Here is a 21,320-nt window from a genome sequence, read left to right as displayed (position 1 = left end):
AATCCCCCCTCACCATGAAACAAATTATCTATTGTAATTAAGAACTAAACAGGAGTTTAAAGCGCTTGATAAACGAATTAAAGTGAGGTTTTAATGGTTCTTCGTTTTGTTCACCTAAAAATTGCTGAACTATTAACTCCAGAGCCCTGCTCGACTTTGCTTTCGGGTCTAAAAGTAGAAACGGTATTTGAGATTTGACTGCTTTAGTAACCGTTTTGTCATTTGGAATATTACCAAGATACATTATGTCTTTTTGTAAAAATTGTTTGACGACACGTTGAAAGTTTTGAGCAGTCAGCTGCCCTTCTTTATCAGTTTCTGTTCGGTTTATAATCAATAAACACTGAATTTCATCTATTTTGATATTAATATATTTAAGCATCGCATAAGCGTCAGTGATGGAAGTCGGTTCAGGTGTCGTCACTAGAATGACTTCATTTGATGATAAAATAAATTGCATACTATCATCAGAGACTCCTGCACCCATATCAAAAATAATATAATCAAATTGATCTCTTAATAATTCAAGCTGTGAAACAAACCGTTGAAATTTTTGTTCGTTAAGTTTAAATAGTTGGGTAAATCCTGATCCCCCAGAAACGAATGATATATTTTCTGGACCTAACTCGATAATTTCCCAGATCGTTAATTCATTTTCAATCATATCAACAATGTTATATTTACTAGAAACGCCCATTAAAATATCTATATTGGCCATTCCAATATCCAAATCAAATAATAATACGCGTTTTCCAGCACGTGAAAGGCCTAAGGAAAAGTTAATTGCAAAATTCGACTTTCCAACGCCGCCTTTCCCACTTACTACTGAAATGACCTTTGTATCCTTCTTGCTGTCTTGGTTTTCCATTATTTCCCTTAAACTTTGTGCTTGGTCATTCATCATTTTTTACCTCAACTATAGAATTTACAATTTCTGTTGCACTACCTTCTACGATGTCATCTGGGACATTTTGACCGAGTGTAATATAAGCAACTCCAATTTTATATTTTTCAACAAATGTTAGCATTGTTCCGTAATATGAGGTTTCATCTTTTTTCGTAAAAATTACTTTATCAATATGAATCAGCGAAAACTGTTCATAAATCGCTTCCATATCTCGGTATTTGGACGTAAGGGCAAGAACCAAATACGTTTCAACTTCATCCGTGAAGTCCATTACTTTTTGTAGTTCCTCTACATACAGCGGATTTCTAAAATTACGTCCTGCACTATCGACTAGCACGAGGTCATAATTAGCAAATAGATTTTTTGCCTTTTTAAAATCTTCGATTGAATAAGCAACTTCAAGCGGAATATTTAAAATTTTGGCATATGTTTTTAATTGTTCAACGGCTGCGATCCGATATGTATCCGTCGTAATAAGCGCCACTTTTTTATGCTTTTTTAAAACACTATGCGCAGCAATTTTTGCGATCGTCGTCGTTTTCCCAACACCTGTTGGTCCAACAATATTAACAAAACGCTTAGTAAATGAAATCCCACCCATATGTAGGTCACTAAATGAAGATAGTAAATAATCTCTTAACCATGCATGCACTTCTTCTTTTGTTGGTGTTTCAGTTTCTCTTTCGTACCATTTTTTTAATAAATGCTTCATCGTTTTTAATCGAAGTGATTTACCTACCTCTTGGTCTTCTAGCAAATCATGTATAGACTGAAAAGGTTCAGGATAATCTTGTTGTGTTTCTGATGGTTTGCTCGTTAACGAAGAAATTAATGTTTTAAGATGTTTGATTTCTTTCATCAAGTGATCTTGATTTGGTTCAGGAACTTTCACTCTATTTTGCCGAAGGACGCCTGATGGTTCATGGCGCCCTTCCTTGTTGATCTGTTGTTTTTTGGGGTTTGGTCGTTTAATCGTGGGTGTCTGGTCAACGGCTGCAATAACTTCAATATTCTTCTTAGTAAAAAAGCCTAGAAATCCACCTGTTACAATTTCTCTTGAATTTAAAATGACTGCATCATGACCCAACTCTTCCCGTATTTTTTTCATCGCTTCTGGCATCGACTGAGCTATAATTTTTTTTACTTTCAATCTACATTCACCACCCCAACACTTTGTACCTCAACATCTGGTTCTAACTCGTTATATGATAATACAGGTACACTCGGCATATATCGTTCTAATAATTGACGAACGTACATCCTTACAGCAGGAGAGCATAGTATAATTGGAACTTGCCCCATTTGCGATAGACGATCCGCTTCCTGTGATGCCATTTCAACTATTTGTTGTGATTGATTTGGATCGATTGATAGAAAGTTTCCATGTTCTGTTTGCTGTACCGCTTCTGCAATTCGTTTTTCTACAGAACCACTTAACGTTACAACATAAAGAGGCTCTCCTGGTATAGAGTATTGCTTTGAAATTTGTCTTGATAACCCTTGTCGAACATATTCCGTAATAAGGTCCATATCTTTTGACATTGGTCCATAGTCTGCTAACACTTCAAATATAATCGGTAAGTTTCGTATAGAGACATTTTCACGTAATAATTTAGCAAGTACTTTTTGTATTTCACCGATGGTCAATGGATTTGGTGTCACATCCTCTACAAGAGTAGGGTATGCTTCTTTTAAATGATCCACGAGTTGCTTTGTTTCTTGTCTTCCGATTAACTCGTGTGCATGACGTTTAATAACCTCTGTTAAATGAGTAGAAACAACAGATGGAGGATCGACAACGGTATAACCTGACAACTCAGCTTGTTCTTTCATATCTTCCCCAATCCATAATGCAGGTAATCCAAATGCAGGTTCAATCGTGTCAATACCGACGATTGACTCATCATCAATACCTGGACTCATCGCCATATAATGATCTAAAAGCAGGTCACCTTTGGCAATTTCATTGCCTTTAATTTTGATGACATATTCATTCGGTTGTAATTGTATATTGTCTCTTATTCGAATAACAGGAACGATCATACCAAACTCCAAAGCAAGTTGACGTCTGATCATCACGACACGGTCTAGTAAATCTCCACCTTGATTTGCATCTGCTAACGGAATAAGCCCATACCCAAACTCAAATTCAATCGGGTCAATTTGTAATAAATTAACAACACTTTCTGGCGACTTCAAATCTTCATTTGTATCTTCTGTTTCATCCGTTTTAGATGCCTCTTCTTCGAGTGATTTCTTTTGTGCTCTCGATAAATACCATCCACCATATACAAGAAGTCCTGCAATCGGAAAAGTCACGTACGGTGTAATCGGTGTAATGACCCCTAATAAAAAGATCGTTCCACCTGCTACATAGAGCATCATTGGATAAGCTAACAACTGTTTGGTAATATCATGCCCTAAATTCCCTTCAGAAGTAGCACGAGTAACAACGATGCCCGTTGCCGTTGAAATTAATAACGCAGGAATTTGGCTGACTAGTCCATCTCCAACCGTAAGCAATGTGAACGTATTGGCAGCTTCCCCAATTCCCATCCCAAGTTGCGTCATTCCAATGACTAAACCAAATATAAGGTTAATAATTACAATAACAATACCCGCAATAGCGTCACCTTTAACAAACTTACTCGCACCATCCATCGAACCGTAAAAATCTGCTTCTTGTTCGATCTTTTGTCGACGCTCTTTCGCTTCTATATCTGAAATCATTCCTGCATTTAAATCAGCATCAATACTCATCTGTTTCCCTGGCATTGCATCTAATGTAAAACGTGCACCTACTTCAGATACACGCTCAGCTCCTTTTGTAATGACTAGAAACTGAATGATAATTAAGATAAGGAAAACGACAAAACCAACGAGCGCATTTCCACCAACAACAAACGACCCAAACGTTTCAATCACATTCCCAGCTTCTGCGTTTCCAAGAATTGAACGTGTTGTTGAAACATTAAGTCCCAGTCTAAACAGGGTAACAAGTAGCAAAAGGGTCGGGAAAATGGAAAATTGAAGTGGTTCCCGCGTATTCATTGCTACTAATATAATTACAAGAGCAAGAGAGATATTACAAATAATGAGAACATCCAGCATTGCAGGCGGTAAAGGAATGATCAACATAATAATGATTAAGATTACGCCTAGTAATACAGATAAATCTTTAATGGACAATTGAACCTCTCTCCCCTTCTACCAACATTTACTACTAAACTTCTTGCTTTTTTAGACGATACACATAAGCAAGGACCTCAGCAACAGCCATAAACAAATCCTCTGGGACTGGATTGCCAATATTAGCTTGTGCATACAAAGCCCGAGCTAAAGGTTTATTTTCAACGATTGTAACATCGTGATTTTTCGCAATGGAACGAATTTTAAAAGCAACATAATCGACTCCTTTTGCAGTAACAACTGGAGCATCCATCTTTACTCCGTCGTATTTTAAGACTACGGCATAGTGAGTTGGGTTCGTAATGACAACGTCTGCTTTTGGAACTTCTTGCATCATCCGAGACATCGCCATTTCCATTTGCTTTTGTTTTCGTTTTGATTTAACTTTTGGGTCACCCTCCATGTTTTTATGCTCATCTTTAATGTCTTGTTTTGACATTTTAATTTGCTTTTCATGGTCGTATTTTTGATATAAATAATCAGGAATGGATAAAATTAGTAACAATATCGCAACAATAATTCCCATAATGACTGTTAATTGTGCAATTTGATAAAACCCGTCAGCAACTGCCTTTTGGGATAAGATCATAACCGAGTCAAGACTCAGCCATAAAACCATAAAAACAACAGTGCCGACAAACGAAATTTTCAAAAGTGATTTTAATAATTCGACGATAGCTCTAACAGAAAAAATTCTTTTGAAACCTTTGATTGGATCTAATTTTGATAGTTTTGGTTGGATGGCTTCTGTTGAAAATAGCGGACCAACTTGCAAATAACTACTAAACACACCTGCTATTAAAGCGACAAGCATGATTGGTAATACCACTATGGCTGATGTATACGTTACTTCATTTAGAACCATTTGTAGTGTCAGTTCTGTTAAATCTAATAACATGTAGTTCTGAAACGTATGTTTCAACATCGCTAACAAATAATCACCGACGATATGGCCGATGAACCAAAGAAATAAAAAAACAAGTAATAAAATAATAGCTGTATTTACGTCAGTACTTTTAGGAACTTGACCTTTTTTTCGAGTGTCTTGACGTTTCTTCGGTGTCGCTTTTTCCGTTTTTTCTTGGGCGAAATATTGTAGATCTAATTGGATGTAAGGCACCGACTAGCCCCCCCCTAGTAATTGCATGAGCGTTCTCATCGTTAGAACAATTGTTTCAAACAGCTGTTGAACAATCATATAAAATACCCCTAAAAATAACATTAATAATGGCAGACCAACAAGAATTTTTAAAGGCATCCCAACGACAAATACATTCATTTGCGGAACCGCACGCGAAATCATTCCAAGAGCCACATCGACCAAAAATAATGATCCTACAATTGGAAATGCCATTTGGAAAGCGATAATAAACATTTTATTGAAAGTTAAAAAGATAAACTCAATTACATTTTCGTTTCCAAGTGGTAAAAATGGTTGCTCTAACGGAATAAACTGATAACTATAGAAAACACCATCAATTAACAAATGATGGGCGTCACTGACAAGAAGTAATAAAAGAGCAAACGTATATAAATACCCTCCAATTAAAGGAGATTGAGCACCCGTTCCAGGGTCTACAACGTTAGCAATCATAAAGCCCATCTTTATATCAATAAATGCACCCGCAACTTGAATGGCATATAAAAGAATCATAGCAACTAATCCGACGAGTAACCCAACCATAACTTCTTTTATAATTAGAAGAAAATATGTTTCATCCATCGGTAGTTCTGGTGCATCAAGCGTAAAGAACATAATCCAGGCTAAATAGACAGCAAGTCCAACTTTAAACGTATTTGGTATCGTTCGATAAGAGAAGATAGGCATGACTGTAAAAAAAGCCAGCACTCTAATAAAAATTAATAAGAAAGCAGGCAAAAAGTTAATCCATTCTAACATTACCCAACAACCCGGTGTAAGTTATTAAAAATATGGTACGTAAAATTAATTAATTGAGACAACATCCACGGACCAAAAAATACTAATCCGACGAATACCCCGACAATCTTTGGAATAAATGCTAACGTTTGTTCTTGAATCTGGGTTGTCGCCTGAAAAATACTGACGAGTAACCCTAAAGATAATGCAATTAATAATAACGGACCAGCAACCATTAGAACGGTCCATACTCCATTTTCAGCTAGAGAAATGACTTGTTCAGCACTCAATATTTTCACCTACTTTTATTGTTGGGCTAACTATAACTAAGCAATAATGATTGAACTACTAAATACCAACCGTCAACCATAACGAAAAGTAATATCTTAAACGGTAGCGCGATCATGACTGGAGGTAACATCATCATCCCCATGGCCATCAATACACTCGCCACAATCATATCGATAACAAGAAACGGTACAAAAATAAAAAAGCCGATTTGAAACGCCGTTTTGATTTCACTTATCGCAAAAGCAGGAACTAAAGCTGTTAATGGTATATCATCCAATGTTTGTGGTCTATCCATGCCTGCATACCCCATAAATAGTGCCAAGTCTTTTTCTCTCGTATGCTTGGCCATAAACTCTTTCATTGGTAAAACCGCACGATCAAAGGCCTCATCTTGTTCAATTTCACCAGCTAATAATGGCGATAGTGCTTGTTCATTTACTTCTGAAAATACAGGAGCCATGATAAAAAAAGTGATAAATAATGCTAGAGCAATTAACACCTGGTTAGGTGGCATTTGTTGTGTTGCAAGTCCTGTTCTAACAAACGATAGGACAATTATGATTCTCGTAAAACAAGTCATTAGAATAAGAATACTTGGTGCTAATGATAGTACTGTTAATAATATTAAAATTTGTATTGTAGTAGATAAATCATCATTAAATGTTGGCAAGAATTCTGTCATTTCTTATGCTCCTTCATCGCCTCGTGGATTTGTTTTTGCGACTTAGAAACATCTTTTAACTGTTTATTTAATAGCTCACTAAAATCGAGCTTATTATTCGTATCATTTTGACCCTTTTTTAACAGTATTTGATTAATCCACGTAGATGCTCTATTTAATGGTTGTTCAATTCGATCAAACTCAAATTCTGGTTGGGCCAATATTTTTTTAATTTCATCTTTGTCTTCAATTTCCTTAATAAGTTGAATCGATTCACCAACTCCAACCACGAGAATCCGATCTCCTAGTTTAATCATTTGTAAAGAACGGTTTGTTCCTAGTGGAACACCACCAATACTCTGCATTGTTTGGTGGTCCCTGAAAGAACGTGTTCGTTTACTAACAAAACGAAGCATTATATAGATTAATGCAATGACTACAACTAAAGCCGCAATCATTTGCAAGAATAACATAAAGAAACTTGTCCCACTTTCAAATGGCGTATCTGCAGTATCAGCAAATGGTGCATTTTCCGTTGGAACAGGTTCTGTTTCTATTGGTGCTACCTCAACTTCTTCACTGATTACTTCATCATGGGCTGGTAAAGAGTCAAATACCGAGCCAGTTCCAGTTTCCTCGGCAAAAACTGGCTCAGTGAAATTAAGTATCAAAACAACTAGTAAACCACATAGAAAATATATATAGTTACGGTACAAGGGGTCATCACCCTCCCTTACCCTAATGTCTTTTTAATTGCCTCTAACACACGATCAGCTTGAAATGGCTTCACAATAAAATCTTTTGCCCCTGCTTGGATCGCATCAATGACCATCGCCTGTTGTCCCATTGCTGAACACATAATTACTTTTGCATTAGGATCAATTTTCTTAATTTCTTTCAAAGAAGTAATACCATCCATTTCTGGCATTGTAATATCCATCGTCACTAAGTCAGGTGACAGTTCTTTATATTTTTCAACTGCTTGAGCACCATCCGTTGCTTCACCCACAACTTCAAAACCATTTTTAGATAATATATCTTTAATCATCATTCTCATAAACGCTGCATCATCTACAATTAGAATTTTTCCTGACATTTATTATCATCCTTTCTATTCACTGCAATTAGATGTTTGATTAAAGGGTCGGATCTAACCCTATTTAGAACACATTTTGATTAGCGGAGGTTTTTAATTCTTTCTTGTTGACTAACAATATCCGTTACACGTACCCCAAAGTTTTCGTCAATAACAACTACTTCACCTTTTGCTATTAATTTTTGATTTACTAAAATATCAACAGGTTCTCCAGCCAATTTATCTAATTCAATGATAGAGCCTTGGCCAAATTCTAAAATTTCCTTTATCGAACGTTTCGTTCGACCAAGCTCGACAGTCACATGTAAAGGAATATCTAGTAGCATATTTAAATTGCTGACCTCATTTTGCGAAAGTGAAGGTGGTTCAAAAGTCGAGAACGCAGCAGGTTGTACATCAACTTGTCGTTGTTGAAATTGTGTTCCCAAATATTGTTGTCCGCGTTGCTCATATTGTGGTTGTTCATACGGCGCAACAGGTTGGTTATCCATCGTCTGAGAAATCGGCTGCTTGTGTTGTACTGTTGCAGGTTGTTGCTGTGGCATTGGCTGTACAGGTTCTTGAACAGCTGGCTCATGAGCAGATTGTGTTACTTGTTGCTGTTCTAATTCCACTTGAACAGGCTCAGGTACTGGCGGATTCATAAGTTCATCAACAAGCTGCTTTGCAAATGATACTGTTAAAAGTTGCATAATCGATGAATCAACTAAATTACCAATTTTTAATCTAAACGAAATTTTAACCAAGATTTCATCTGTTGGGATACTTTCGATTCCTTTTTCTTCAGGAACATTCATTAACTCAATTCCTGGAGGAGAAATATCTACTCTTTTATTAAAAATCGTCGACATAGAAGTAGAAGCGGACCCCATCATCTGGTTCATCGCTTCCTGGACTGCACTAATTTGCATTTCACTTAAATCCGTTGATGCGCTTAAACCATCCCCACCTAACATAAGATCTGCAATAATGGCTGCATCTGTTGATTTAATGACAAGCAAGTTCATCCCTTCAAAACCTTCAGTATATTGAACAGATACCGCTACGTGAGGTTGTGGAAACTCTTTATCTAATGAACTTCGGTTTATTACTGTTACTTGCGGTGTTGTTATCTCAACTTTTTGATTAAGTAAGGTAGATAATGCTGTAGCTGCACTTCCAAACGAAATATTTCCAATTTCACCTAATGCATCTTGTTCAAAAGGAGATAAGTAATCCTCAATTCTTAATGTATCCGAACTATTCATTTCCTCTTCTTCTGAGGTTGGCTCATCATCTTCTTCGATTCCAACTCCCTTTAAGAGTTCGTTAATCTCTTCTTGGGAAAGCATATCGTCATTCATCTTCCATTGCCTCCTCCATAACCTCTGTTATTTGGATTGCCAATTTATTTTTGGACTTTCCTGGTTGAGCTTTATATTTAGGCTCCCCACCTACAGCCACTAACAGAGAATGATTTATACTTTGATCTAACTCAATCACATCACCTTTACTAAGTTGTAAAAATTCTTCAATCGTAATTTCTGATCGTCCAAGTTCTGCTTGAATAAGTAATGGCGCTTTTCGAACCGATGCTTCTAAAGATTCCACTTCACCAGGTTGTCGTTGTTTTTTCTTCGTTTGCATCCAGTAATGAACAGACAACTTCGGAAGAATTTCTTCTAACGTAACATGAGGTAAACATAAGTTAATCATCCCTGAAGTTTCCCCAATTGTGGTTGAAAGTGAGATGACAACAACAGTTTCATTAGGAGAAACCATTTGTAAAAATTGTGGATTTACTTCTAAATCTTCCATCACTGGATCTAATTCCACTACGGAACTCCAAGCTTCTGTAAAACTTTCTAATGTTCGTAAAAATAGCTGTGACATAATTCTAGTTTCAATCTCTGTTAAGTTGTCAATTTTATTAACCGCAACTCCTTTTCCGCCGAGCAGGCGATCTAACATCGAATAAGCGATATTCGGGTTGACCTCCATTAAAAATCGACCATCTAAAGGATAGGGTTCAAAGACATTTAGTATCGTCATTTTCGGTATAGAACGTATAAACTCTTCATAAGGTAATTGGTCAACTGAAGCAACTGAAATTTGGACAAATGTCCTTAGTTGAGCAGAAAAAAAAGTAGTTAATAGTCTGGCAAAATTTTCATGAATTCTCGTCAAACTTCTAATTTGATCTTTCGAAAAACGTAAAGCTCTTTTAAAATCGTAAACCTTCACCTTTTTTTCTGTTTCTTCTTTTTTCAGTTCCTCAGCATCCATTTCCCCAGTTGATAGAGCGGATAGTAACGCATCAATCTCACCTTGTGACAAAATGTCAGCCAAGAGCCTCACCTCTCAAACTATTCCAGACGTAAATTTATTGGATAATGAATCGTCGTGTATAAATATCAACGACAGTTCCTTCTGTCATTAATTCATTGATTTTAAATTTAATCTGGCTCTCTAATTTCGATAATCCTTCTGATCCTGAAAGTTCAGTGGATTTCATTCCAGCTAATTCATGTACAATAATATTTTCAATTTGAAAATCTCGTTTTGAAATTTCCGCTAAGGCTTTCCGGTTATCGACGTGAATTTTGAATTGCACCTTCGCAAATTCATTACTTAATAACATCGTTGTCATTTCAGGTGTATCATATGAATTTGCAATGATCTCATCAATTGTCGGTTCCGCAAACTCATTATCTTCAGTTGATAAATAATTAATAAGTACTAACGTAACAACTCCAATTAATGTAAGCGATACGAGGAGAATAATCATGATATTGACTAATTTATTTTTAAACAATCAAGAACCCTCCGAATCTTTGTTACTATAAATTGAAGCAAGACCGATCGTTCGATATAGTTCATTAGTCATAAGCATAACATCGTTAATGGACTCACGCACTACTATCTTTTTTCCATTGACAAGGGTAATAGTTGTATCAGGAAAAGCCTCAACTTGTTCAATTAGTAACACATTTAATAAGAACGTACTATTATTTAATCTTGTTAACTTAATCATCGTGATAATTTTGGAGGCTCGTTCAAGAACCGTTCTTTTCTGAAAACGCAGTCCAAAGAACTGCCTCCATCCTCCAATCCGTCAATGTTAATGGAACAGAAATATTCTTTTCCCATTAGGAAATATACGAAATTATCGTTTTAAGTTAACAAGCTCTTGTAAGATTTCATCGGAAGTTGTAATAATTCTTGTATTTGCTTGGAAACCTCGTTGAGCTACAATCATTTCGGTAAATTCTTCTGAAATATCCACGTTCGACATTTCTAATGTACTTCCCATCAAAAGTCCACGGCCTTCCCCTGGAACACCAATATTCGGCTGACCTGAGTTATTTGAAGCTTGGTAAATATTACTTCCTGACTTACTCAATCCACCAGGGTTATTAAATGTTGCTAGTGCCAGTTGACCAAGGAGTTGAACACGCCCGTTTGAGTAAACTCCAATAATTTCACCAGATTGTCCAATATTAAAGCTATCTAAAAAACCATCAATATTTCCAGTTACTTGATTAACATCCGCTGTGTTTGATCCAGAAAACTGGGTAAACTGTGAGAAGTCGAATGTTAACTGAAGTGGGTCAGCACCATTGAATTCTCCTGGTCCAAGTGGTCGATTATTAAGGTTTAAAGTTAGATTTACTTCCTTCATAGAATTGGTATTATTTGCATTCGGGTCATCTTGGATTACATAACCATTTGAACCGAATTTAATAAAATCATCGGTTAACCCAGGAAAAGGAGTATTAGCACTAGTTAAGCTTTCATATGTGTAGAACAACTGCCCTGTCAATGGGTCTTGATTTTGCTCTCTAGAAGCAGGATCAATTGATGGTCTTACAATCCCGACTGTCCATTCTCCAGTGGCTGTTTTTTGAAACGCTAATTTAACATCGTGTGTAGCACCTAGTGAATCGACAACTTTATGAGTAATCATAAATCCACTTTTCATAGCTTCATTAATTTGTTGTTGTGTTAATTCTTCTTCGCCATCAACTAAAGCTACACCACCTTCAGCAGTTCCTACAGGTGGAAGGTCCGCATTAAAGTTACCTTTATACGTAATATTTGTAGTCGCTTCAGGTGCCATTTGACTACCTGCTTGAATTTGAAGTGGTTGAATTTGTGTATAATCGAGTTGATCCGTCGTTCCCGCTTGCAATCCGTAACCCATTACACGAAGTCCATCACCATTCACGAGCGTACCATTTTGATCTAGATAGATATTTCCTGCACGTGTATAGGAATTGAGATTTCCATTATTTACAACGAAAAATCCGTCACCTGAAACCGCCACATCTAGAGATCGTCCTGTCGATTGCATACTTCCTTGTGTATGGATAGTATCAATTGTCGCAATTGTTCCACCAAGTCCTACTTGCATCGGGTTCGTCCCACCCCGATCAGCCGTCGGTGTTGTCGCTCCTGTTATTTGTTGGCTCATAATATCTTGGAACGTAGTTCGACCTTTTTTATACCCAAATGTATTTACATTAGCTATATTGTTCCCGATCACATCTAACTTGGTTTGAAAGTTTTTTAATCCGCCAATACTTGAATACATTGAACGCAGCATATATATTTCCCCTTCACTATCATAGTTCGTTGATTGCTTCTGTCAGTCCACAACCAAGGCTTCCTTTCGGTCCAGCCTCTTTAATCAATAAGAATGGTTCCATTTATGTTTGTAAATATTTGTGAGTTAGCTTCTTCACGACCTAATGCGGTGATTACAGTGTTGCTTTTTGCATTTACGACCAATGCTGCATTGCTTAGTACAACCAAAGAGTCGTTAATGCCTTTTAACTTTGCTTCACTTAATTTATCTTGAATAAGCGACCATTTATCCTGATCGATGGAAATTCCTCTTTCCTGCAAGCGCTTTTCAGCATGTTTACTAAGTTTGATTCCCTGGTTGCTATTAATCTCAGTTTGTAAAATTTCATGGAAATTTCCTTGCCTCGTAAGCGTGATGCTGTTTTTAGGATATTGTGTTTGAGGCAATGGCCTTAGTTGCTGTGAATATATATGAGGGTCCATCACATCACCTCCTATTCACTTAGTCTTTTTTACCAGCACTAATTTGCTTTACTTGGTCAACTAAGATCCAGTTTCCATTATCTAATTGAACAGATACATTACCATCACGTTGACGTATTGCTTTTACAACATTAGTTACTAAGTCTCTATCGGACATGGCATTTTCAGGTTGCCATTGAATTTCTTTACCAATTAGATGACTATTTTGAACAAGCTTATTCTCCGTTTGTGATTCGATAAAACTCTCTAGCAATTTGTTCATGTTCGTCATTTGTTCTAATGATGAAAATTGCGCCATTTGTGAGATAAACTCACGATCATCCATTGGATTAGTCGGATCTTGATTTTGTAACTGAGTAATTAATATTTTTAAGAAATCGTCTTTTCCTAATGCACCTTCTCCTGTGTTCTTTATTTCACGAGGACGGTTATGATAAAAAAGACTTTGATCAATTGTATTATTGTACATATTCAACACCTAAACTTTCTCATTTATCGTTATTTCTTCAAGTACTTGCGAGAATGTTTCATTGTTGGCTTCGTTATCATCTTCTTGCTCTTCACGTTCATCACGGTCTGCTTGTCTTCCTTTGCCATCTTTATTTAAATTACTAGCAGTTTGTTGATGTTGCTGTGCTACTTCAATGCGTTCTACACTTAATTGTTGTTGCGCAAAAGCATGCCTTAATTGTTGAATTTGAGATTCGATTAGTTCACGAGCAGTACTTGAACTTGCAAGAATTCGCGCAGTAATGACACCGTTAATTTGCGACAAGCGAATATCCAGTCTTCCTAAATGTTCTGGGAAGAATTTAATCGATATTTGCGAACCGTTGTTTAAATTTTTCAAAACTCCTCTTCCAAGTAACTCTTGAAATTGACGCACAAATTGCCTTTGTTCAGCCTCTTTTGTCGGTTGTTCACCAATATGTATAACCATTTGTTGAACACGAGACATATTTTGGCCATCCGCATTTAACGTGATTCCTTGTGATCCATCCGACCTGCTTTCTCCTATCCCTGATCTTTGCATTAAAGACTGGAGAAATTGGCTTTGGTTTGGTCCTTGCACTTCTTTTTGAAGAGCTTGAATGAATTGGCGCATTATGTCTTTTGGGTCTTTAATTTCAATGACGCTCAATCTTTCCACTGTATTTAGTAGTTGCTCTATATGTTTTAGGAAATGGGTAATATCTTGATTCGATGGTGCTACATACTCTGACATTGACCTACTTAACGCAATGAAATAAGCAAGCATATTCGCAGGCTGGTTCATCATATCAGCTGTTTGTATGAGAGATTCGATTGGGAAAGCACCTTGAAAGAAATCCTCAATTTCTAGCTGCAAATCTTGGGGTAATAATTGGAGGAATTCTTGTACATCTTTATCGTAAAGCTTCTCTTTAGTAAGAAACCCTTCTTGAAATGGGATTTCCCCTGCTATTCTTTGTAACACATCTTGTAACTGATCTTTATTGCTAAGTACTTCATTTTGTTTATTTGCAATTGAGGTATTAGTTGCTTCTTTCTTCCCTCGTTCAGAAGTAACATTTCCGAGAAGCTTAGCAAAAGTTGAGTTACCCTTTGTCATTCTCTTCTCTCCAGATGGTCCACTGCCCGCATTTCGCTGAGCTGAATTAATAACTCCTGCTACGTTCATGTTTTCACCTCCTTTCAAGTAGATCATTCTTTACTGATTGGCTAACAACGACATAATTTCTGCTGCTTTTTCTGGTTCCATTTTAGCAAGGATCCCAGCTCTAGGTTGTGTTGAGATTTGAGAGATATGAAGGAGCGCTTCTGATGTTGGAAGTTCAGACAATATGTTAGCAGCGTTTTTCGTTGACATTGCCTCATATGTTTTGGCAATTTCCTTTAGATCCTGCCTAACTTCAACAACAGCTTCTTCTTGTAATTCAACTTGTGCTTCTAATGAACTTGCTTCCTGTTGAACTTGGAGTAACTCTTCATCTTTCTGGGTAAGTTGCTGTTCTAACTGGTCAATTTGTGCTTGTTGAGCGGCAATTTGTTCGTATAACTCATCGATGTTTACATCTTCGTGTTCTTGTTCTTCTACTTCTTCATCGAAATGTTCACCAATAAAAGGAAGGTTTCCACCAACTTCTTTTGCCTTTTCTTTCAAGTCAACCCCGAGAAAGATTAAAATTACAGCAAATAAAATAATCGCAAAAATAGTTGGGATTAAAATAACAAAGAAGAACCATTGGATTTTACTATACTCTTTTTCATTACTCATTAGCTTCACCTTGTTTTTAGCGGTTTACATATAGCTGTAAAGAAATTTCATCCATCCGCATATTGTCCATCCTTTTTTGTTCTTCGATATACTCTTCATACCTAATTTCTTTCATCTTTTCATACTTTTTTAATTCAATTGAAGCTTCAACAAAATCTTCTTGCTTTTGATACATGATATTACGCGCTAAGTTCGTTGACTGTTGTTGCCTATCAATATCGACATTTAAACGCATCAAAAGGGTTTGATGTTGTTGTAATTGATGAATCGGAATTCCTTGATTCATTTGTTGTTGACAACTAGATTCTAAGTCTTCTTTTTTCTTTAATAGATCATAAAGTCTCGTTGCCATCTCTTCAAATTGTTTTGTTGCCTTGTTATATTCATTTTCTGACGTTTTTTTTTCTCTGTCTTTTATATCAAGTACTTTTTGGAGAGTGTAGCGGAACGACATAACACTATTCACCTTTCCCAATCTGTTCTTGTAGCATGGTCACTGCCTTTACTAAATTACTGTCTTCTTTAATTCCCTGTTTCAAAAAAGAAATAATGTTTGGATATGCTTGGATCGCTAAATCTACTTCTCTTGATGAACCTCTTTTATATGCACCAATATTAATCAAATCTTCTGATTCATAGTAAGTAGATAACAGAGTCCTTAACCGTTCAGCAGCAACGAGATGATTTTGTGATACAATATCATGCATTACACGACTAACGCTTTTTAAGACATTAATAGCTGGAAATTGTCCCTTGTTAGCTAATTTTCGGTCTAAGACAAAATGCCCGTCCAATATTCCACGAACAGCATCCGAAATGGGTTCATTTAAATCGTCACCATCCACAAGCACGGTATAAAAAGCAGTTATTGAACCGTTTGCACTCGTACCAGAACGCTCTAATAGTCTAGGTAACATGGCAAAGACTGATGGTGTATAACCTTTTGTCGTCGGTGGTTCCCCAACAGCCAATCCAATTTCCCGCTGTGCCATTGCAAATCGCGTAACCGAATCCATCATTAAATTAACATGCATTCCTTGGTTACGAAAATATTCTGCAATTGCCGTAGCGGTCATTGCGCCTTTAACTCTCATTAATGCAGGTTGATCTGATGTAGCAACTACTACAATACTTTTTTTAAGCCCTTCTTCACCTAAATCCCGCTCTATAAAATCTCTAACTTCTCGTCCACGTTCTCCGATCAGCGCTATTATATTTAGGTCCGCATCAGAGTTTTTTATGATCATCGATAATAGCGTACTTTTACCAACACCACTACCAGCAAAAATACCAACTCTCTGACCTTTTCCGACTGTTAAGACACTATCAATTGACCGTATACCGATACTCATCGGTTCTGTAATTCTTGGTCTTTCTAACGGATTTGGTGGGTCGTTATCCGTAGGGAAAGATGATAATCCATCTGGTAAAGGGGAGCGATCAAGCGGTTGACCACAACCATCAATAATTTTTCCAATTAAACCAGATCCGACTTTTATTTGCAGCGGATGTCTTGTGGCTTCCACTAAACTTCCTGGTGATATTTCACCTGTACCATTAATAGGCATAAGTAAAACATGTTCTTCTCGGAAACCGACGACTTCAGCCATAACTTTCGTTTTTTGCAATTTTCCTAGATGAATATAACACAGGTCTCCTATCGACGCTTGTGGACCTTTTGACTCAATCATTAAACCGACTACTCTAGTTACCTTCCCATACCACTTATATGAGTTCAGGTGGGGAACAACATTAATTAAATCACGTGCTTCCATGCTTCCCCTCCTTCAATTTTTCGTGGAGTAAATGTTTAAGTTCTGTTAATTGGCTGTCCATGCTTGCATCAATACGCCCATAGGACGTTTCAATGACACATCCATTTTCTTGTAACTGTAAATCAGGGTATATAAATAATTGCTCTGTATGACTTAGGAGGCTCAACAATTCACTTTTATGATATAGTGTACGTTCGTACCAATCAGGATGAACATACACTTTTACTTCATCCTGGTCTCTGACTTCTAGAATAGCTTCTTTAACAAGTGTTAACCACGCTTCCTCCTCGTTACGAACCGCATTACCAATAATTTTCTGTGAAATCGTAAATGCTAAATCAATAATGGTGGGCTGAGCTTGTTCAATAACCTCATGGTAATCTTTTTTCGAAGCTTCTATTATCTGAATGGCTTGCTCGATAGTTTCGCGATACTGTAATTCCCCTGCTTCTAACCCTTGCTGAAAACCATCCTCGTACCCTTGTTGTCTTGTTTGTTCCTTTAATTGTTCGAGCTCATTATATACGTGTTGTCTCTCCAATTCTATTTCGTCACGACCTTGGTTTGCTGCGTTTTCGGCCTGTTGTATTATCAATTGTGCCTGTTGTTCAGCTTGTTCAATAAGCTGCCTTGCTTGTTCTTCCGTTTGAAAATCTGGATGATCTCCATTTGATGTATCGGGTTCTCCATCAGGAAAAAGACCTTCATTCGTATCCGAAAGATTAATTTTCTTAATTGCAATTGTTTTCGATCCATTGCTTTCTGGACTAGCATAAGAGGATTTAATTATTTTAGACAATAATATCATCTCCTCCGCCACGTGCTATAACAATTTCGCCTGCTTCTTCAAGTCGACGAATAACCGCGACAATTCGAGATTGAGCTTCTTCTACATCACGTAAACGAACTGGACCCATAAACTCCATTTCCTCTTTGAATGTTTCAGCCATTCGTTGAGACATATTCGTAAAAATAATATCTTTAACTTCATCACTTGCGACTTTTAGAGACAGTTGTAGATCTTCATTTTCAACATCTCGAATGACTCTTTGAATAGAACGATTATCTAAAGTAACAATGTCTTCAAAGACAAACATCCTCTTCTTAATTTCCTCAGCAAGTTCTGGATCTTGAATTTCAAGTGCATCAAGAATTGTACGTTCCGTACTTCTGTCGACACTATTTAACACTTCAACAACCGCTTCAATACCACCAGCAGCTGTATAATCCTGTGTCACAGTTGCAGATAGTTTCTGTTCTAAAATACTTTCCACTTCGTTGACAATCTCAGGTGAAGTGCTATCCATGAGTGCTATTCTCTTCGCTACATCTGCCTGAACTTCTTGTGGTAATTCAGACAATATTTGCGCTGCTTGTACTGAATCTAAATAAGATAGGATAAGTGCAATCGTTTGCGGATGCTCATTTTGAATAAAATTTAAGATTTGTGAAGGGTCGGCTTTTCTTGCAAAATCAAATGGCCGAACTTGTAAAGTTGATGTTAGGCGATTAATAATTTCCATCGCCTCCGCTTCTCCTAACGCTTTCTCTAGGACACTTTTTGCATACCCAATCCCACCTTGTGCGATGTAGTCTTGAGCCATTGCTAATTGGTGAAATTGATCAAGGATTTCTTCTTTTAAAGAACTATCTACTTTTCTTACATTAGCAATTTCCAACGTTAACTTCTCTATTTCTTCTTCTGTTAAATGTTTATACACTTGGGCAGACACATCTGGTCCTAGAGAAATAAGGAGGGTAGCAGCTTTCTGACGTCCTGTTAAGCTTCCTTTTTTTGTCACACTCACACGATCACCCTCTTAGTCATCTGCCAGCCATGTTCTAATAAGCTTGGCGAATTCATCTGGTTTTTCTCTTGCCATTCTTTCAAGCTGTTTTCGTTTTGTAGCTGATATACTATCATCTTCATTTGGTAAATCGGGAATCTCATTACTTACAGCCTCTTCAATTACTTCTTCCTCTTCTTCACTCTGCTTCTTCTTTCTAAACAATAAGAAGATTAATAGAATAATAATAGCAACTAATATACCACCAATAACATATAACCAATTGGGTACCGTTTGTTCTGGAATAGCTTCAATTTCAACTTTTCCTGCAAACTGCTGTGAAGAGACAAAAATCTTCTCGTTAATTTCTTCAGGTGTAAGTTGCATTGCCAAGTTCCCATCGATACTTGTGCGGACGATCGTACTTAATATTTGCTGTATATCATTAAGACGTTCAATTGGTAATTCGTCTTCACCATCAGGAGGCTCAACCATCACTTGAATTCCTAAATCGCGAATTTTATAAGGACTCTCGACGATATCACGGCGAATTCGATTTACATCATTATTGACTCGTTCTTCAATTCTTTCATAAGATCCATTTCCACCACCAACAACACCTGGATAACCTGGTATCGCTTCTCCTGTACCAGCTACTCCACCTTCAGGAACATCTTCGCCTTCGTACGTTTCAGTTATCCTTTCAATACTAACAGCAAGACCTTCCATATTTTCTTCATTAACTGGTGTAACGATCTCTTCTTGGCGATTTTCTTGAGTGAAATCAATGTCTGTCGTTACAGAGACTAATACACTATCACGGCCCATCATCGTACCGAGCATTTGCGTTAATTGTCGTTGTAAATCTCTTTCAATGTCTTGTTTAATTTTTCTTTGATGTTCATAAGCTGTCATTGTTGAATAATCTTGGGAATTTTCATCTCTATACTCATAATGCTCAAACATTTGGTTCATGATGACGATATTATCTACAGGAAGGTTTGGTACACTCTTTGAAACTAGATGGTATAGAGCACGAATTTGCCTCGGCTCAAGTTGGTATCCAGGAGCTGTATTTATAACAATCGATGCTGATGCTGTCATTAATTCATCAGAAACCCAAATTCGTTCCTCAGGTAAAGTTATCATGACATTGGCACCATTTACACCATCAATATTCCGGATTAAATTTCCTAGCTCAGTTTGAACTGCTGCTCTTTCCATAAGGGAAAATTCATTATCAGTTATACCGATACCCATTCGGTCTCTAAAAAATCCATAATCAATACTACCACTTCTTGGAATTCCTTCAGCAGCTAACTCCACCTTTAATGTGTCAACCATCGTGTCTGGAACACTAATTGTAGTTCCATTATCTGAAATCTCAGATGCGATTCCTCTAGCATCTAACGTTTCTTTAATTTGCCCTGTTTCTTGAACTGTTAAATTGCTATAAAGTGGAACAAAACTTGATTTTGTTCCAAAAATAGTTAATAATATTAGCATAGTAATTAACAGTAAAATAGAGCCGACAATAATACCCTTTTGGGCACTAGTACGCTCTTTCCAAAACGATGTTCCTTTTTCTTTGTATTGTACAAGCTTTTCGTTCATGTGCCCTCCCACCTATACGACGTAAACCATCATTTTGTTACACTTGCATTCGCATGATTTCTTGATATGCTTCGATTACTTTATTACGAACTTCCACAGTTGCTTGTAATGTAATGCTAGCTTTTTGTCCTAAAATCATGACTTCATGAAGATTATCTGCTTCACCTCTAGCAAGTCGTAACGTGGCTTCTGAAGATTCATTTTGAGCTGCATTAACATTTTTTATTGCGTCGCTGAGGGCTGCCTTAAACTCATTCTGTGCTACTGCAGGTGTTTTTTTAACCACTTGTGTTTCTATCGGCTGTCGTTGAATCGTAAATGGTGAACTTATTTTATTCAATTCCATTTTCGTTACCTTCCTTATCTACCTATTTCTAATGCTTTCATTAACATATTTTTCGTTGCATTTAAAGTAGTTACGTTCGCTTCATACGAACGAGTTGCACTCATTAAATCAACCATCTCTCGTAAAGGGTCAACATTAGGTAATTTTACATAACCAATTTCATCAGCATCAGGATGTTCCGGTTGGTACATCAATTTAAAGGGTGTCTGGTCCTCGATAATGCGGGATACTTTCACTCCTTCACCTGGATTATTCGTTTGTTTCATAGCCATATTTAAATAACTAGAAAAATCTTGTTGATTAGGCTGCATTACAACCATTTTACGTTGATATGGTTGCCACTCTCCATCTACAAAATTCGCACGTGTAGTTTCAGCATTAGCCATATTCGCTGATATAACATCCATACGTAACCGTTGTGCAGTTAACGCTGATGCCGAAGCATTAAACCCATTGAAAATCGTCACGT

The 21,320-nt window shown here is 36.9% G+C and carries 25 protein-coding genes; all 25 read right to left on the bottom strand.

Translation table 11 applies throughout. The features are described from left to right. Positions 1–37 precede the first annotated feature (37 nt). On the bottom strand, positions 38–904 hold the full coding sequence (locus tag BK574_RS26485) for a MinD/ParA family protein (protein ID WP_238458098.1): 867 nt from the start codon (positions 902–904) through the stop codon (positions 38–40). Further along, the gene (gene flhF, locus BK574_RS26480) at positions 894–2,057 is read right to left on the bottom strand and encodes a flagellar biosynthesis GTPase FlhF (protein ID WP_078430723.1); all 1,164 of its coding nucleotides are present in this window, start codon (positions 2,055–2,057) and stop codon (positions 894–896) included. The genes BK574_RS26485 and flhF overlap by 11 nt, the downstream gene beginning before the upstream one ends. Continuing rightward, positions 2,054–4,096 carry a flagellar biosynthesis protein FlhA gene (flhA, locus tag BK574_RS26475; RefSeq protein WP_075385665.1) on the bottom strand — a complete coding sequence of 681 codons (2,043 nt, stop codon included), beginning with the start codon at positions 4,094–4,096 and terminating at the stop codon, positions 2,054–2,056. Before flhA ends, flhF begins: the two co-directional genes overlap by 4 nt. A 34-nt stretch (positions 4,097–4,130) precedes the next feature. Next, positions 4,131–5,216 (bottom strand): flagellar biosynthesis protein FlhB, encoded by a 1,086-nt coding sequence (flhB, locus tag BK574_RS26470; RefSeq protein ID WP_078430722.1) that lies wholly within the window; start codon positions 5,214–5,216, stop codon positions 4,131–4,133. Between the two features lie 3 nt (positions 5,217–5,219). Continuing rightward, positions 5,220–5,996, bottom strand: coding sequence for a flagellar biosynthetic protein FliR (fliR, locus tag BK574_RS26465; RefSeq protein WP_078430721.1), 777 nt, complete (start codon positions 5,994–5,996; stop codon positions 5,220–5,222). Continuing rightward, positions 5,996–6,265 carry a flagellar biosynthesis protein FliQ gene (gene fliQ, locus BK574_RS26460; protein WP_075385662.1) on the bottom strand — a complete coding sequence of 90 codons (270 nt, stop codon included), beginning with the start codon at positions 6,263–6,265 and terminating at the stop codon, positions 5,996–5,998. Before fliQ ends, fliR begins: the two co-directional genes overlap by 1 nt. A 26-nt stretch (positions 6,266–6,291) precedes the next feature. Continuing rightward, the gene (gene fliP / locus BK574_RS26455) at positions 6,292–6,948 is read right to left on the bottom strand and encodes a flagellar type III secretion system pore protein FliP (protein WP_075385661.1); all 657 of its coding nucleotides are present in this window, start codon (positions 6,946–6,948) and stop codon (positions 6,292–6,294) included. Further along, positions 6,945–7,643 (bottom strand): flagellar biosynthetic protein FliO, encoded by a 699-nt coding sequence (locus BK574_RS26450; RefSeq protein WP_078430720.1) that lies wholly within the window; start codon positions 7,641–7,643, stop codon positions 6,945–6,947. Before BK574_RS26450 ends, fliP begins: the two co-directional genes overlap by 4 nt. A 17-nt stretch (positions 7,644–7,660) precedes the next feature. Next, entirely contained in the window at positions 7,661–8,023 is a 363-nt protein-coding gene (locus BK574_RS26445) for a response regulator (protein ID WP_075385659.1), read from the bottom strand. An 80-nt stretch (positions 8,024–8,103) separates the two neighbouring features. Further along, entirely contained in the window at positions 8,104–9,366 is a 1,263-nt protein-coding gene (gene fliY / locus BK574_RS26440; RefSeq protein ID WP_078430719.1) for a flagellar motor switch phosphatase FliY, read from the bottom strand. Next, on the bottom strand, positions 9,359–10,351 hold the full coding sequence (gene fliM, locus BK574_RS26435) for a flagellar motor switch protein FliM (RefSeq protein WP_078430718.1): 993 nt from the start codon (positions 10,349–10,351) through the stop codon (positions 9,359–9,361). The genes fliY and fliM overlap by 8 nt, the downstream gene beginning before the upstream one ends. 34 nt (positions 10,352–10,385) lie before the next feature. Next, positions 10,386–10,817 (bottom strand): flagellar basal body-associated protein FliL, encoded by a 432-nt coding sequence (fliL, locus tag BK574_RS26430; RefSeq protein WP_078430717.1) that lies wholly within the window; start codon positions 10,815–10,817, stop codon positions 10,386–10,388. Further along, the gene (locus tag BK574_RS26425) at positions 10,818–11,036 is read right to left on the bottom strand and encodes a flagellar FlbD family protein (RefSeq protein WP_075385657.1); all 219 of its coding nucleotides are present in this window, start codon (positions 11,034–11,036) and stop codon (positions 10,818–10,820) included. Between the two features lie 132 nt (positions 11,037–11,168). Then, a complete protein-coding gene (locus BK574_RS26420) occupies positions 11,169–12,608 on the bottom strand; it encodes a flagellar hook protein FlgE (RefSeq protein ID WP_078430716.1) in 1,440 nt (479 codons plus the stop codon). An 80-nt stretch (positions 12,609–12,688) separates the two neighbouring features. Further along, on the bottom strand, positions 12,689–13,072 hold the full coding sequence (locus BK574_RS26415) for a TIGR02530 family flagellar biosynthesis protein (RefSeq protein ID WP_078430715.1): 384 nt from the start codon (positions 13,070–13,072) through the stop codon (positions 12,689–12,691). 19 nt (positions 13,073–13,091) lie between these two features. Then, positions 13,092–13,541 (bottom strand): flagellar hook assembly protein FlgD, encoded by a 450-nt coding sequence (gene flgD, locus BK574_RS26410; protein ID WP_078430714.1) that lies wholly within the window; start codon positions 13,539–13,541, stop codon positions 13,092–13,094. 9 nt (positions 13,542–13,550) lie between these two features. Next, positions 13,551–14,732 carry a flagellar hook-length control protein FliK gene (locus tag BK574_RS26405; RefSeq protein ID WP_078430713.1) on the bottom strand — a complete coding sequence of 394 codons (1,182 nt, stop codon included), beginning with the start codon at positions 14,730–14,732 and terminating at the stop codon, positions 13,551–13,553. Positions 14,733–14,762: 30 nt separating this feature from the next. After that, complete coding sequence (locus tag BK574_RS26400) at positions 14,763–15,329, bottom strand: MotE family protein (protein ID WP_078430712.1); 567 nt, start codon at positions 15,327–15,329, stop codon at positions 14,763–14,765. 16 nt (positions 15,330–15,345) lie between these two features. After that, complete coding sequence (fliJ, locus tag BK574_RS26395) at positions 15,346–15,783, bottom strand: flagellar export protein FliJ (protein WP_075385651.1); 438 nt, start codon at positions 15,781–15,783, stop codon at positions 15,346–15,348. Between the two features lie 4 nt (positions 15,784–15,787). After that, positions 15,788–17,104, bottom strand: coding sequence for a flagellar protein export ATPase FliI (gene fliI, locus BK574_RS26390; protein WP_078430711.1), 1,317 nt, complete (start codon positions 17,102–17,104; stop codon positions 15,788–15,790). Next, positions 17,091–17,903, bottom strand: coding sequence for a flagellar assembly protein FliH (gene fliH, locus BK574_RS26385; RefSeq protein ID WP_158211772.1), 813 nt, complete (start codon positions 17,901–17,903; stop codon positions 17,091–17,093). The genes fliI and fliH overlap by 14 nt, the downstream gene beginning before the upstream one ends. After that, positions 17,896–18,906, bottom strand: coding sequence for a flagellar motor switch protein FliG (fliG, locus tag BK574_RS26380; protein ID WP_078430994.1), 1,011 nt, complete (start codon positions 18,904–18,906; stop codon positions 17,896–17,898). The genes fliH and fliG overlap by 8 nt, the downstream gene beginning before the upstream one ends. A gap of 18 nt (positions 18,907–18,924) precedes the next feature. Further along, positions 18,925–20,505 (bottom strand): flagellar basal-body MS-ring/collar protein FliF, encoded by a 1,581-nt coding sequence (gene fliF / locus BK574_RS26375; RefSeq protein WP_078430709.1) that lies wholly within the window; start codon positions 20,503–20,505, stop codon positions 18,925–18,927. 37 nt (positions 20,506–20,542) lie between these two features. After that, on the bottom strand, positions 20,543–20,851 hold the full coding sequence (fliE, locus tag BK574_RS26370) for a flagellar hook-basal body complex protein FliE (protein WP_075385646.1): 309 nt from the start codon (positions 20,849–20,851) through the stop codon (positions 20,543–20,545). Positions 20,852–20,865: 14 nt separating this feature from the next. Then, positions 20,866–21,312, bottom strand: coding sequence for a flagellar basal body rod protein FlgC (flgC, locus tag BK574_RS26365; RefSeq protein WP_078430993.1), 447 nt, complete (start codon positions 21,310–21,312; stop codon positions 20,866–20,868). Between the last annotated feature and the right edge of the window lie 8 nt (positions 21,313–21,320).

Origin of the sequence: Alkalihalobacterium alkalinitrilicum, from assembly GCF_002019605.1 — a bacterium.
In the GTDB taxonomy this organism is placed as follows: Bacteria; Bacillota; Bacilli; order Bacillales; family Bacillaceae_F; genus Alkalihalobacterium; species Alkalihalobacterium alkalinitrilicum.
Note: the sequence above shows the minus strand (reverse complement) of the source record. Positions and strands in the feature narration are given on the sequence as shown.

Excerpts from the sequence above, each read along its gene's own strand:
- BK574_RS26485 (WP_238458098.1), bottom strand. The coding sequence starts at position 904 with ATGATGAATGACCAAGCACAAAGTTTAAGGGAAATAATGGAAAACCAA.
- fliR (WP_078430721.1), bottom strand. The coding sequence starts at position 5,996 with ATGTTAGAATGGATTAACTTTTTGCCTGCTTTCTTATTAATTTTTATT.
- fliP (WP_075385661.1), bottom strand. The coding sequence starts at position 6,948 with ATGACAGAATTCTTGCCAACATTTAATGATGATTTATCTACTACAATA.
- BK574_RS26445 (WP_075385659.1), bottom strand. The coding sequence starts at position 8,023 with ATGTCAGGAAAAATTCTAATTGTAGATGATGCAGCGTTTATGAGAATG.
- fliY (WP_078430719.1), bottom strand. The coding sequence starts at position 9,366 with ATGAATGACGATATGCTTTCCCAAGAAGAGATTAACGAACTCTTAAAG.
- BK574_RS26425 (WP_075385657.1), bottom strand. The coding sequence starts at position 11,036 with ATGATTAAGTTAACAAGATTAAATAATAGTACGTTCTTATTAAATGTG.
- BK574_RS26420 (WP_078430716.1), bottom strand. The coding sequence starts at position 12,608 with ATGCTGCGTTCAATGTATTCAAGTATTGGCGGATTAAAAAACTTTCAA.
- BK574_RS26415 (WP_078430715.1), bottom strand. The coding sequence starts at position 13,072 with ATGGACCCTCATATATATTCACAGCAACTAAGGCCATTGCCTCAAACA.
- flgD (WP_078430714.1), bottom strand. The coding sequence starts at position 13,541 with ATGTACAATAATACAATTGATCAAAGTCTTTTTTATCATAACCGTCCT.
- BK574_RS26405 (WP_078430713.1), bottom strand. The coding sequence starts at position 14,732 with ATGAACGTAGCAGGAGTTATTAATTCAGCTCAGCGAAATGCGGGCAGT.
- BK574_RS26400 (WP_078430712.1), bottom strand. The coding sequence starts at position 15,329 with ATGAGTAATGAAAAAGAGTATAGTAAAATCCAATGGTTCTTCTTTGTT.
- fliJ (WP_075385651.1), bottom strand. The coding sequence starts at position 15,783 with ATGTCGTTCCGCTACACTCTCCAAAAAGTACTTGATATAAAAGACAGA.
- fliI (WP_078430711.1), bottom strand. The coding sequence starts at position 17,104 with ATGGAAGCACGTGATTTAATTAATGTTGTTCCCCACCTGAACTCATAT.
- fliF (WP_078430709.1), bottom strand. The coding sequence starts at position 20,505 with ATGAACGAAAAGCTTGTACAATACAAAGAAAAAGGAACATCGTTTTGG.
- fliE (WP_075385646.1), bottom strand. The coding sequence starts at position 20,851 with ATGGAATTGAATAAAATAAGTTCACCATTTACGATTCAACGACAGCCG.